General features: G+C 37.3%; 14 protein-coding genes and 1 tRNA gene. 1 reads left to right on the forward strand and 14 read right to left on the reverse strand.

Annotation, left to right across the window (positions count from 1 at the left end):
- Positions 1 to 1,077, forward strand: a complete 1,077-nt coding sequence (locus GO621_RS05985) for a YeiH family protein (protein ID WP_232335600.1) — start codon at positions 1 to 3, stop codon at positions 1,075 to 1,077.
- A 713-nt stretch (positions 1,078 to 1,790) separates the two neighbouring features.
- Here GO621_RS05985 and GO621_RS05990 read toward each other — a convergent pair.
- The 14 genes from GO621_RS05990 to GO621_RS06055 all read right to left on the reverse strand — a co-directional run bounded on the left by GO621_RS05990 (position 1,791) and on the right by GO621_RS06055 (position 13,416).
- A tRNA-Leu gene (locus tag GO621_RS05990) sits at positions 1,791 to 1,870 on the reverse strand.
- 9 nt (positions 1,871 to 1,879) lie between these two features.
- Complete coding sequence (gene hscB, locus GO621_RS05995; protein ID WP_157565121.1) at positions 1,880 to 2,401, reverse strand: Fe-S protein assembly co-chaperone HscB; 522 nt, start codon at positions 2,399 to 2,401, stop codon at positions 1,880 to 1,882.
- A 13-nt stretch (positions 2,402 to 2,414) separates the two neighbouring features.
- On the reverse strand, positions 2,415 to 3,740 hold the full coding sequence (rseP, locus tag GO621_RS06000; RefSeq protein ID WP_157565123.1) for an RIP metalloprotease RseP: 1,326 nt from the start codon (positions 3,738 to 3,740) through the stop codon (positions 2,415 to 2,417).
- Between the two features lie 30 nt (positions 3,741 to 3,770).
- Complete coding sequence (locus tag GO621_RS06005) at positions 3,771 to 4,931, reverse strand: 1-deoxy-D-xylulose-5-phosphate reductoisomerase (protein WP_157565125.1); 1,161 nt, start codon at positions 4,929 to 4,931, stop codon at positions 3,771 to 3,773.
- Between the two features lie 72 nt (positions 4,932 to 5,003).
- Positions 5,004 to 6,506, reverse strand: coding sequence for a GH3 auxin-responsive promoter family protein (locus GO621_RS06010; protein WP_157565127.1), 1,503 nt, complete (start codon positions 6,504 to 6,506; stop codon positions 5,004 to 5,006).
- Positions 6,507 to 6,510: 4 nt separating this feature from the next.
- Positions 6,511 to 7,227, reverse strand: a complete 717-nt coding sequence (locus GO621_RS06015; RefSeq protein WP_157565129.1) for a hypothetical protein — start codon at positions 7,225 to 7,227, stop codon at positions 6,511 to 6,513.
- Positions 7,228 to 7,230: 3 nt separating this feature from the next.
- On the reverse strand, positions 7,231 to 8,199 hold the full coding sequence (locus GO621_RS06020) for a glycosyltransferase (RefSeq protein WP_157565131.1): 969 nt from the start codon (positions 8,197 to 8,199) through the stop codon (positions 7,231 to 7,233).
- A gap of 146 nt (positions 8,200 to 8,345) precedes the next feature.
- Complete coding sequence (locus GO621_RS06025) at positions 8,346 to 8,843, reverse strand: hypothetical protein (RefSeq protein WP_157565132.1); 498 nt, start codon at positions 8,841 to 8,843, stop codon at positions 8,346 to 8,348.
- A gap of 1 nt (position 8,844) precedes the next feature.
- Positions 8,845 to 9,363, reverse strand: coding sequence for a helix-turn-helix domain-containing protein (locus tag GO621_RS06030; protein WP_157565133.1), 519 nt, complete (start codon positions 9,361 to 9,363; stop codon positions 8,845 to 8,847).
- Positions 9,344 to 9,730, reverse strand: coding sequence for a hypothetical protein (locus tag GO621_RS06035; RefSeq protein WP_157565134.1), 387 nt, complete (start codon positions 9,728 to 9,730; stop codon positions 9,344 to 9,346). Before GO621_RS06035 ends, GO621_RS06030 begins: the two co-directional genes overlap by 20 nt.
- A gap of 155 nt (positions 9,731 to 9,885) precedes the next feature.
- Positions 9,886 to 10,836 (reverse strand): glycosyltransferase family 2 protein, encoded by a 951-nt coding sequence (locus GO621_RS06040; protein WP_157565229.1) that lies wholly within the window; start codon positions 10,834 to 10,836, stop codon positions 9,886 to 9,888.
- 52 nt (positions 10,837 to 10,888) lie between these two features.
- On the reverse strand, positions 10,889 to 11,473 hold the full coding sequence (locus tag GO621_RS06045) for a DUF4199 domain-containing protein (RefSeq protein ID WP_198170151.1): 585 nt from the start codon (positions 11,471 to 11,473) through the stop codon (positions 10,889 to 10,891).
- A gap of 13 nt (positions 11,474 to 11,486) precedes the next feature.
- Positions 11,487 to 12,158, reverse strand: a complete 672-nt coding sequence (locus GO621_RS06050) for a hypothetical protein (protein WP_157565136.1) — start codon at positions 12,156 to 12,158, stop codon at positions 11,487 to 11,489.
- 1 nt (position 12,159) lies between these two features.
- Complete coding sequence (locus tag GO621_RS06055; protein WP_157565137.1) at positions 12,160 to 13,416, reverse strand: dihydroorotase; 1,257 nt, start codon at positions 13,414 to 13,416, stop codon at positions 12,160 to 12,162.
- Positions 13,417 to 13,435 lie beyond the last annotated feature (19 nt).

A 13,435-nucleotide genomic window follows, 5' to 3' on the forward strand; every position in this document is an offset into this window, starting at 1 on the left:
TTGTCACTCATTAGTTTTTTGCTTTCTGTTCCGGTTTTTGGCTGGAAAGATAGCAGCGATCTTTTTAGCAAAGTATTATCGCCCCAAAACCTGTTGGTCCTGGCCGAACAATTTGTATTCGTACTGATAATTGCTGCGCTTGGTGCTTCTTTTACCGGTAAAAATTTGCGTTCTGCCTTAACCGGTTTTCCTGTGGTTTTCCTGCTTACTATTTTTGCTTTGGTCCTGGCTGGCAACAGTACAGTTAAAGGTTTAAACCTGGAAGCCGTTATCATCAGCCTGTCGCTCGGGTTAATTATCAGTAATTTTTTAAACCTGCCCAAGTGGCTGCGCGCTTCGCTTTCTACCGGGCTTTTTGTAAAAATCGGATTGGTCTTGCTGGGCACAACCATCATCTTTTCTGATATTTTAAAGGCCGGTTCTTTAGGTTTGATGCAATCTTTAGTCGTTGTAATTTCTGTTTGGTACTTTGCTTTCTGGACTTGCAAAAAACTAAAAGTAGATGATGAAACCACGATGATGATTTCCAGTGCCGTTTCCATCTGCGGCGTTTCTGCAGCGATTGCTACTTCCGGCGCTATCAAAGGCGATTCAAAAAAATTATCTTATGTTATTTCGATGGTTTTGATCACCGCCATTCCGATGATGATCTTTATGCCGATCATCGCCCATTATTTTCACTTTTCGCAGGAAGTTACCGGCGCATGGCTGGGCGGAAGTATCGATACAACAGGTGCCGTAGTTGCTTCGGGAAGTTTGGTGGGAGAAGCAGCTTTAAAAATCAGTACAATTGTTAAGTTTTCGCAAAATGTATTGTTAGGAGTTGCTGCTTTTGCCATTTCTGTTTACTGGACTTATACTAAAAACCCGGCTGCCCAAAATGCGGAGCAAAAACCAACTTTAAAAGTAATCTGGGAGCGTTTCCCTAAATTTGTTTTAGGCTTTATCGGTGCATCACTTGCTTTCTCATTCCTGATTTCCCCTGAAACAGCTAAAACCGTAAGCAAGAAAAAAACAATGCTTCTTTTATCACCTAAAAATTGGTGTTTGCAGAATTTAAATAAAGAGGGAGTTTAAACTTTTTGGTACCAATTTCAATTTGATCCTTCGGCATGCCCAGGTTTGGTGCCGATGCTTCTTTTACCGGATAAAATTGGTTTTTACATTTAATCACTAAAGACCTATAAGGTTTTGAAAACCTTGTAGGTCTTTAGTGAATGGTTAACATTTTTTAGGTGATAAAAGAAGCATCGGCTCAAAAAAAGAGGGCCAGAAAAAAAGTTTAAACAACTTCAAAATCAAAAACTAAAAATTTACCAATTTTTAAGTGATAAAAGAAGCATAGAAAATAAATTGAACACAATTTAAATAGCCCATAAAGTAAAGCTCTCATTTTAAATTTTTAATATTATCAACCTACTGATCCCGTTGCTTTGTTTTGATTGCATTGTTTAATTGTTTATTTTGATTTCTGCTGATTAAACAATTTCGATTTGATCGAGGTTGGAAATCGAACTTCAAGCCGTTGAGTAATCTCTGAATTAGAAATTACAGAAAATGAAAATCGCTAACAAAAGATTTTTGTTAAGTGATAACATTGAGCCCGAATAATCCAAATATTAAAGCTAAAAGGGAAACTGGCCTGCTCTTTTCTGAAAATAAATTTTTGAAGGAATAGAAAACTGAACAGCAGAAGTTAAAAAATCTGCTAACCTAATCTCTAAGATTATTAGTGATTAAGGCATAAAAAAACCGGATTAGAACACAAGTGTGAGCTAAATCCGGCTTTGTACCCAGCGCCGGAGTCGAACCGGCACGGTTTCCCACAGGTGTTTGAGACCAGCGCGTCTACCAATTCCGCCAGCTGGGCATTGCTTTGTTAGCGGGTTGCAAATGTATTCAAACTCTCCTGTATTCGCAACAAATATTTTTTACGATAATATATATCCAATACTTTTTTTAACGCGGCATCTTGCTCGGCTTTTGTTTTACTGCTGAAACCCTTTGTTTGCTGTGCCAGTTCGGCTTCTAAAGCATCTGATGCTTCTTTTACCGATGTTTTTATTTGATTGAAAGTTGCTTCATCTCCGGCATCCGTTAACTGCTCGTTCAGCTCCATCATCTCCATTAAAAAATCAGGCGCTAAAGGATATTTATCTCCTTCGGCTAACAAATGGTGCTGGCGTAAAATGTAGTCAACCCTTTTGTTTGGGTCAGACAGAACCTGGTACGCTTTATTGTTTAAGGTTGATAACTGCAAAACTTCTTCCTGTTTTTCTGCACTTTCTGCTGTATAAAAATCAGGATGGTACTTTTTGCTCAATTCGTAAAACTTTTTTTTCAGTTGGGCGGCATCTAACTCAAAAGATTCGGGCAAACCGTAAAATTCAAAGTAATCCATGGTTAATATTGAATTATTTGTTGATTACGTGGCGCAAAATATCGTTTCCGTAAACAAAAACCATTAAAGCAATCAGGATACAGAAACCTACAATTTGTGCTTTCTCCATAAATTTATCACTTAACGGTTTGCCTTTAATCATTTCGATAATTAAAAACATGGCATGTCCGCCATCTAAAGCCGGAATTGGCAGCAAATTCATCAGCGCTAAAGCCATGGATAATAAACCAACCAGGCTCCAGAATTTGCCGACATCAAAATGACTTCCAAACATAGTTGCCATCGTTACCGGACCGGCAAAAGCACGGTTCGCTTTAATTTGTCCGGTTGCCACACGGCCAATTCCTTTGGCATTATCAGAAAAAGTACTCCAGGCTTTAGAAGCGCCAACCGGTAATGAAGACAGAAAGCCGAATTTTTCTTTTTCGATAACCGGTTCGTCCCCTTTTGCAGCAAAACCAAGCGTACCTTGTGCATTTACGGTAGCCGGAATTTGCAATAACTGGTTATTTCTTTTGACTTCCAGGTTAATCTGTTTGTCCTTATTTGCTTTAATTAATGTTTGAAACTGATCAAAGAAAACAACAGGATGCTGGTTAACTGCTTTGATGCTGTCGCCTTTTTGCAAGCCTGCTTTTTGTGCATTACTGCCTGCAACAACAGAATCTACCATAAACTTACTGCGTAGCTGTATAAATTCGCCAATACCATAATCTGCAACTTCATTATAAATATTTCCGGGAACGCTTAGGTTAAGTATTTGGTTATCACGATCAACGGTAAGCTGAGAATTGCCAAGCAATACTTTAGAACTGATCAACTCTTCAAAACGAACAATCTTTTTGCCGTTAACAGCAGTAATTTTATCTCCTGCTTTTAAACCGATTTCACGTCCAATTTTTCCCGGAACAATACCATATTTTACACTTTGGTTTGGAATATAGCTTTCGCCATATTTAATGGTTAACATCCAGAAAATAAATATTCCAAGTACAATGTTTACGAATATGCCGGCCAGCATTACAATTAAACGTTGCCACGCTGGTTTAGAACGAAACTCCCAGGGTTGTGGCGGGCCTGCTAATTGTTCGGTATCCATAGATTCATCAATCATACCGGCAATTTTTACGTAACCACCTAAAGGCAGCCAGCCAATACCATATTCTACGCCTTTGTATGTGTATTTAAACAAGCTGATGTTCCAGGCATCAAAAAAAAGATAAAATTTTTCTACCTTGATACCAAAAGCGCGGGCTGCAAAAAAGTGACCTGCTTCATGCAAAATCACCAGGATCGATAAGCCGGCAATTAGCTGGCCAATCATAATTAAAACGTTCATATAAAATCTTTCAGTTTGTTGATGCTGTTTTTATGCACCTTTTTTAAATATTAAATTTTGGGCTAAAGTTCTTGTTTCCAGATCGGTATTTAAATAATCTTCCAGTCCGGGTTCTTTATGCAACGAAATCCGCTGCGTACATTCTTCAATCAGATCACTCATTCCCAAAAATGTTACTTGTTCTTTTAAAAAACCAGCTACTGCAACTTCGTTGGCAGCGTTAACAATGCAAGGCATGTTCCCGCCCGTATCCAAAGCTGCAAAAGCCAGTGCAAGGTTACGGAAAGTTTTCAGATCCGGTTGCTCAAAAGTAAGATACGGAAAATCTGCAAAACTGAAACGTGTAAAATTATTTTTTATTCTCTGCGGATAAGTCAGCGCGTATTGAATTGGCAATTTCATATCCGGCAAACCCATTTGTGCTTTTACGGAACTGTCTTTAAATTGAACAAGCGAATGAATGATAGATTGCGGATGAACGATTACATCAATTTGATCAGCCCGCAAATCAAACAACCATTTAGCTTCAATCACTTCCAAGCCTTTGTTCATCAGCGAAGCAGAATCAATGGTGATCTTTGCTCCCATCACCCAGTTCGGATGTTTTAAAGCCTGACTTTTTGTTACTGCGGAGAGAAATTCAATATCTTTTCCACGAAAAGGGCCGCCGGAAGCGGTTAAAATAATTTTTTCTATGGATTGTGGTTCTTCTCCAACCAAACATTGAAAGATGGCAGAATGTTCAGAATCAACAGGCAAAATAGAAACGTTATGTTCTTTAGCCAGTTTCATCACCAGTTCTCCTGCAACAACCAGCGTTTCTTTGTTTGCTAACGCGATGTCTTTTCCTGCTTTTATTGCAGCAATGGTAGGCTGTAAACCTGCAAAACCAACCAGCGCAGTTAAAACCAAATCAATTTCCGGAGCGGTAACCATATCAGTAATTGCCTTACTTCCGGCAAGAACTTGTATTGAAGTATGCCGCAATGCTTCTTTTACCGTATAAAATAAGTTGTCCTGACCAACAACTACATATTCTGGTAAAAACTCCAGCGCTTGCTTAATCAGTAAATCTGCGTTTGATTGTGCCGTAAGCAAACAGGCGCGAAAAAGTTCAGGATTTTCCCGAACCACTTGCAAAGTTTGCGTACCAATGCTGCCGGTTGAACCTAAAATGGCAATACTTTTCAAATGTGTTGGTTTTGTAAGGGTTTTATTTTTGAAGAATAAATACGAAAAATAGTTTTATTAAGCTACAAAAATCTACATTAAAATATAACTTTCCAACACTTCTGCAATTGTACGGTCATTTGACAATCGCGGGACTTTATTTTGTCCGCCCAGTTTGCCTTGAGTTCTCATGTAATCAATAAAAGCGTTCTTTTTTAATTGACGGATTTTAAGCGGTTGCAAAATATTTCCTTCGATCAAATCAGCATAATAAATATTTTTTTGCTGCATTACTTCATCTACTTTTTTGCTGAAATCAATAAGATTTTTTGGTTCTTTGCCGAATTCAATAAACCATTCATGAAATGGAAATTCTCCTGCGGAAGGATTTACCTGCGGCGCAACTGTAAATTCTGTAATTTCTACACCTTCTTCTGCGGCAACCTGCATCAGCGCCTGCTCTACTTCCTCTCCGATCACATGTTCACCAAAAGCAGAAATAAAATGTTTAATCCTTCCTGTTACAACAATTTTGTACGGATTGAGGGAAGTAAATTTAATTGTATCGTCAATACTATAGCCCCATAAACCGGCATTTGTATTTAAAATTAAAGCATAATTTTTATCTAATTCTACTTCTTTTAAGCTGAGACGGACCGGTTTTTCATCAAAATAAGTTTCTGTCGGAATAAATTCGAAGAACATTCCGGCATCAGCTAAAAGCAATAAATCATGGGTTTTTTGCGAATCCTGGTAAGCGATAAAGCCTTCAGAAGCGGGATAAGTTTCAATAGAATCAATCGGAAAACCTATACTTTCTTCAATTTTTGCTTTATAAGGCTGATAATTTACGCCGCCGTAAACAAAAAGTTTGAAGTTTGGAAAGATGTCTTTGATCTTTTTCCCGCCTGATTTTTCGGTTAAACGATCAAAATACATCTGGCACCAGGGCGGAATTCCTGATATCAAAGTCATATCTTCTTTTATCGTTTCGGCAACTATCGCATCTACTTTTGCTTCCCAGTCTTCAATCCGGTTTACGGAATCACCTGGCATCCGGTTTTTCAAAAGATAACCAGGAACATGATGCGCAACAATTCCGGATAACCTTCCAACAGGTATTCCGGCTTTGGTTTGTAATTCCGGGCTTCCCTGTAAAAATATCATTTTTCCATCGGTAAAAGAAGCATTGCCGGTTTCGTGAAGGTAATTTAATAAAGCATTTCTGGCAGCACGGATATGTTCGGGCATGGAATCTTTAGAAATCGGAATATATTTTACACCGGAAGTTGTGCCCGAAGTTTTAGCAAGATAAGCAGGTTTGCCCGGCCAAAGCACGTTTTCTTCTCCGTGTATTACCCGTTCGATATAGGGTTTTAATTCTTCGTAATCCCGAATTGGAACATGCTTTTTAAAATCTTCGTAATTGTTGATTTTATCGAAATAATGATCTTTCCCGAATGCTGTTTTTACACCTGTTTTTATCAGATCAGCAAAAATCTTCTCCTGAAACTTCACCGCGTTTTTACGCAGCTTATTGATCTGCAAAGAAATTAAAAAGGCAAAAGGTTTGCTTAATGCTGCTTTTATGCCCATAAAATCAGTGCGTTTCGGCTACGTCATCGTCCACATCCAGGTTACTGTAAACTAACTTACGGTAAGTAACAATTACGATTACGTTAACAAACGGGTATAAAATAAGGATGGCTTTACCAATGAGGAAAAACCCAATGGCAATTACCAAAACCATAATCCCTAACAAAGCCAGCAAATGCAGCATGTGCGACTTAGTAAGCAATCTGCTTTGGCGTAAAGACTCGATCGGGCCGGAGTTATCATCCACAATAAAACAAGCGCAAAACATATAACGCAATGCTGCATATAAAATCAGCATTACTTCCAACACCTGTACAACTTTTGTTACGTTTTCCGGATAACTTTGCAGCCCTTTTTCAATAAGCAAGTTTAACGTTACAATGGCAAAAGCAAGGAAAAGGCAAATGGCAATAAAGCTAAACACCATTTTAATAGTGGGTACTAATTGCGCAAATTCAAACTCATAATATTCGTTATCAATTAACGTAAAAATCAATTTATACAAACCCAAAGTGGCATAAGTTTGAATGATCATCAGGATCAAAAACACCAGGAATTCTGCAAAAGCATCATTGCTAACATCTACAAAAGCATTAAAAAACTGCACAGTGCCCAGCACAACGGTAACAATTGCAGTATAAATGATGATGGTGAGAAAATTTTTTTTAGTAACATCCCATGCAGTTTTAAAAGTTTCTGCGATGGAAAACGGGTGATACATAGCTTATGAGTTGTTTAATATTATCCTTTTCCAGAAATCCTGCATAAAACCAAGCCCGTAAGCGGTTAGCTGAATAAACGCGGCAAATATGCTCAAAAATGCAACTTTTGCTGATTTATTCCTCATCCAGGAATGAAAAAATATTAACAAAATAAATAGTGCCAACAAAAAATTACAAAGCCCTGCAATGGGCCAGTTGAGCAAATTTGCAATTAAAGAAAAGATCAATCCTAAAGTAAATACGGCCGGAAAAAAGTGGACTGGTTTTAATCCCGAAGGAAAAAACTTATAAATATTGATGCGCGCACGGCCAAAAAAATGGATTTGTTTGTAGAACTGAAAAAAGCTGGTGCGCCGTTTATGGTAAACTTTTGCTTCGGGGATTAAGCCTGTTTTAAAACCTAATTGATGTATCCGGATGCTTAGTTCAATGTCTTCTCCCAAACGTGTGATAATGAAACCGCCTGTTTTCTCGTAAACTTTCCGCGATAAACCCATGTTAAAGCTGCGCGGATGGAAATCGCCAATCCGTTTTTCTCCGCCACGGATGCCTCCTGTAGTAAAAGGCGAAGTCATGGAATAGCTGATTGCTTTTTGTACGGGCGAAAACGAATCATGGGAAGCATCCGGGCCACCGTAAGCATCGAGATGTTGTGCAATAATTTCCCGGTTTACAATTTCTAAGTAATCAGGAGGAATTAAACAATCAGAATCAAAAATGATAAAGTAATCTCCGTTTGCTCTTTCAAAACCAAAATTCCGGCTAAAACCTTGTCCGCTGTTTGGTTTAACATAATATTTTAAGTCGAGGCGATCTTTAAAATCTTCCATTACGGCTGCTGCATCCAGTTTTGATCCGTCTTCAATCACCAAAACTTCAAACGCTTTATAAGTTTGAAGCACTAATGTTTCCAACAGTTCGCGGATTTCTTGCGGACGATTGTAAAGCGGAATGATAATCGAAAAAAACATTATTTGGTTAAAGACAGCGAGGGTTAGAAAGTATTCATTTATAATTAACTCTGCTTATAATCCTCCTAACTCCTTCACAGGCTAACTATAACTGTCTATAAGTATAACTGTCTATAAGTTGGGACAAGAGAAAATTCGAGAAGCATTTAATTCCTTATCTTATCTTCTTTTTTAATAAGTTCGGTCTCTCTAATTTTTTTTACTCTTTCTATATTGGCTTCTAATAATTCTTTAAATAGACTTTGCTGATTAATAATCGGAATTATAAAATGGCTAAACCTACTTCCTGCTATATTTTTTGACACTATTGCCCTCATGTGACCAAACGCTATACCAAATAAGATTTCTAATGAACCATCTGGGAAATTTATTTTTTGATTTTCATCAACGAAACTTACTAAATTGGCTATATTAAATCTAGTTAATACTGTTCCAGACAGGAATTTTATATTTGAGTCTTTTTCTCTAAAATCTGTTCGTATAAGATATTCAATCCAATCATTTTGAGTGTCAAAAGTAAAACTCATTCCATAACCGATTTGGATATTGTTATTTTCTGGGCTTATAGCCTCTTCAATCATAAACCCACAATCTAAGATTCTCATTATGCTAAACTGAAAAGGCGGGAGTTCTTCGGTTGTCATATTAAGCTATTTGCTTTGTAATTTGAAACTTTTGTAGTGTCATCTCGTAGCTGGGAGTTTGTACATCTTTGTAATTAATAGGTATAAAATCTTCCATAACTACTGATTCTTTTTGTGAACTATACTGTTGTATAACATTAATGTTTATTGTGGTCAAATTATTTTCTTTAATTGAAGACAAGATACTAAAATCACTAATAATTTGAGTTTTTTGTTCAGCAATCAATTCTGCTTTTACTTCAAACTTTAAATTTAATGCCCTTTTAATTTTTGCTAAAGTCAAAAAGTTTAATGGTTTATCACCTCTAAAAACTTGGGTTAAATAACTTGGGGATGTCTTAATTTTAATTGCAAGGTCTTTCCTATTAAACCCGTTTTCTTTTGATATGCGTTCTATTTCAGATAAATAATTTGCTTGTAAAATCAAAGAGTCACGTTCAATTAGCTGTTCTTCTGTCTTTGAGATTTTTAATGATTGAAGTCTGTTTTTGATTTCTTCTTTAGCAATATTCGATTTCATACTCATAACTTTTTAAAGCGTCAATTTTTGATTGAATAAATTTATTTATACTATTTGATTTTTTAAGTAGATATTTAGACATTACTATGCAAAATATCTCACCATGAATAGTAACCTCTTGACAATATATTCTTGCATTGATACCATTTGGAAAAAATCTCATACATGTAATGTTACTTTCTATCTGTTCATAATCATCATAATACATAGATGCTTGTTCTAAAATCCTATCAGAAATATATTCAAACTTTTTATTACACTTCACATCTTCTAAAAAATCTATTATTTCTTTCGCTTCTTCAAAATCGATAGCTATATGCCTGTTAAATCTTTCAGAAGACTTATAAATAATACATTTTCTTTTCACAAAATTAAGCTATAGGTTAACCAATGTCAAATAAAATAGTTACAACATTTTAATGTCGCTAAACTTAATATTATAAACTTTAAAGAATTACTTATCCAAGATAAGTTTAGGCAAATTAGTCTGATTTTAGGCGATAAAAGAAGCATCCTTAATTCTTATATCGTTTTATCAATCTGGTAATGGTTTCTTTCAGGAGAATTCCTGGAGATCATCTCAGCAACAAAACCAGTTAAAAACAATTGAGAACCTAAAATTACGGCAACCAAAGCAATGTAAAACAAGGTATTATCGGTTACATTTCGGTATTTAACATGGTTAGCAATATCATACAATTTAGAACCAATCAGCCATACGATAATACCTAAACCGGTCAAAAAACAAAGCGTACCTAATGTGCCGAAAAAGTGCATTGGCCGTTTCGAGAACTTGCCAACAAAAAATATCGAAAGCAAATCCAGAAAACCATTAATAAACCTGCTGAAACCAAATTTAGTAACGCCATATTTTCGGGAACGATGTTCTACAACTTGTTCTGTTATTTTAGTAAAACCAGCCCATTTTGCCAGCACCGGAATATAACGGTGCATTTCGCCGTAAACTTCTATGTTTTTAACAACTTCTTTTCTGTAAGCTTTTAATCCACAATTAAAATCATGCAAATTATGAATGCCCGACATGCTGCGGGTTGCCGCGTTAAACAGTTTTGTAGGAATAGTTTTGCTAAGCGGATCATACCGTTTTGCTTTCCATCCGGAAACCAGATCAAATTTTTCTTCCTTGATTTTTCGGTACAGTTCAGGGATTTCCTCCGGAGAATCCTGCAAATCGGCATCCATTGTAATGACAACATCGCCGCGCGTAGCTTCAAAACCAACATTTAAAGCGGCAGATTTTCCGTAATTCCGACGGAACTTAATACCTCTGATAAATGGGTTTTGCTCGTACAATTGCCCAATCACTTCCCAAGACCCATCGTTGCTGCCATCATCGACCAAAATAATTTCGTACGTAAACCCATTTGCTTTCATTACACGCCTGATCCAATCCGTCAATTCGGGCAACGATTCGGCTTCATTAAACAAAGGTACAACTACTGAAATATCCATTCTCTCAATCAAATCGGCAGTTCGCACTGCCATGCTTCTTTTATCGTATAAATTATTGTTTTTTGTTGGGTGCAACATAAGCAGGCGGATCATTTTTAAACAGCGCAGCAAAAATAAGCGAAGCTAAGAATACCAGCACGATGACGATGCCAAAGCTCTGGACTGACCTTAAAACGCTTGTATTTTCTCTTTCGTTAAAATCTTTCCGAAGTCCTTTGGTTTCCTCGTCAATATGCTGCTGACTAACTCCCTGATCTTTCCTGATTGCTGCTTTTACCGATTCTATTTTGTTCTCGATATTAAGTGCCATTGCCGGATCGATTACTTTAGAATACAAAAGCATCCCGAAAAAAAAGATAAGGTAAGAGGTTAAAAACATGGCAAATATCCCGGAGGAAGCTTGCCTTAAAGTCCAGTATCCGCCTATTTTTTTTCTCAGGCGAAAACAAATTAGGGCAGCGGCAACTATCGGCAGAACGTTGGTAAATAAAGGCTGACTAAAAGCTGTAACCCACTTGGGCGTATTGAGCTTAACCATTATAAAATACGAAATAAGATTGAGCGCTAAAATAATTACGCCCAGCACAATTCCATAAATGGCACCTTTTATCCTGATTTGCCGGTTTAAATCCTGCATCAAAAATTTAATTTTAAGAATTAAAGTTTAGCATGATCTCCAGGACCGGAAGGTCAAAATCTGGCTCAACAGCATTTTCCGCAGCTTCTTTTTTAGTTTCTTCTGTAGGATTTGTATCGTAAAAGAAGCACATGATCGGGTAAAACAATTCTTTTATTTCCTCGTCATCGGGCAGGTTCCTGGCAACATTTCCTATTTCTTCCAAACCGCTGTCCATTAATATCTGGTTGGCAATTATGGGTTCGTAAATGCGGTGCTCATCCTGAAACTCGTCTTCATCAACCAGTAAAAACTCGGTTAAATAATCGTTTAGCTCCGGCTCAATTTCTTCGTCTTCGCACTCATTCAAATACAACAAAACGTTGAGCAGTTCGGTGCCGCGGTCAAGCGTTTCTTCTTCAATCTTTTCCCATTCCGGCGAATCTAAATAATCATCGTCCAGCTTTTTAACATCCGCACTAAAGAAATTAACCAGCAACAGATCAAAAAAGATTTCGCGTAAATGGTCCAGCTTTGGGTTGGCATTAAACACCTCGTCCATTGCTTTCACTTTCTGCAAAAACGTAAGATCAGATTCAAAGACAGTTAAAATTTCACCTTTAACAGCTTCCCTGTTGTTAGGATTAACAGGTTTAATATATTTAAATGCAGCTTCAAAAGCCTTTTTTATTTTGGGGTCGATCATTTTATGCAGATTTATAAATTTGATTATTGTTGATAGTAAGTAACACTTTGCCCTTCATTTCGCTGCCAATAAAAGGAGAATTGTAGGATTTTGATAAATTATTTTCCCGTGTATAATTCCATGTTGTTTCCGGATCAAGCAGAACTAAATTTGCGGTTTCTCCTTCGTTGACGGATGCTTCTTTTATGCCTAAAATTTTACGCGGATTGATAGCCATTTTCTCCACAATCAGTTCCAAATCCAAACCTGATTGTACCGCCAATGAAAAAGTAGTTTGTAAACCTATCATACCAAATTCGGCTACTTCAAACTCTACTTCTTTAAGTTCTGTTTCGTGCGGCGTATGCTGCGAAACAATAGCATCTATCGTTCCATCACGCAAACCTTGCAATAGCGCGTCCACATCTTCCTGGGTACGCAAAGGTGGTTTTACCTTATATAAACTATCAAAACCCATTAAAGCTTCATCCGTAAGAACCAAATGATGTGCGGCCACATCGCAGGTAACTTTTAACCCTTTTGCTTTTGCGTTGCGAATTTGTTCTACTGCCTGCGCGGTAGAAATGGTTGTAAAATGAAGTTTGGAATTGGTGTATTCGGCCAGATATAAATCTCGGGAAATCATCAGTTCTTCTGCCAATGCCGGAATACCTTTCATTCCTAATAAAGTGCTCACGACGCCTTCGTGCACTTTTGCTTTTCCAGCGATGGAAAGGTCTTCAGGATAAGAAAAAATCAAACCTTCAAAACCTTGTGCATATAATAAGGCACGTTCCATCAAACCTGCATCTTGTACCGGCCGGTTTCCATCTGTAAAAGCCAAAGCTCCGGAACTGTACATATCGTAAAGTTCTGCCAGATCTTTTCCCTCCGTTTTATGAGAGATAGCGCCAAGCGGATATACATTTACCAAATTTCCGCGGGATTGGTTGAGCAGATATTGTACTTCGGATTTAGAATGAACAGCCGGCTGCATGTTAGGCATTAAAGCTACGCCGGTAAAACCACCGGCTGATGCTGCAAGCGTTCCGGTTTGCATATCTTCTTTGGTTTCCAGCCCTAATTCGCCGAAATTGCAGTTTAAATCAAAAAAACCTGGCGCCAAATAACAACCTTTTCCATCTATTATTTCTGCATCAGTTTGAATATCCGTTGCAATGCGGGCAATTTTTCCGTCTTTTACCAAAACATCAGTTTTTTGTCTGTTAAAAACAGCATTCGGATCAGCAATTGTAACAGATTTAAAGAGCAGATTCATTGATTTTAACGCTTGTGTA

The organism is Mucilaginibacter arboris (genome assembly GCF_009754915.1).
Lineage (GTDB): Bacteria > Bacteroidota > Bacteroidia > Sphingobacteriales > Sphingobacteriaceae > Mucilaginibacter_A > Mucilaginibacter_A arboris.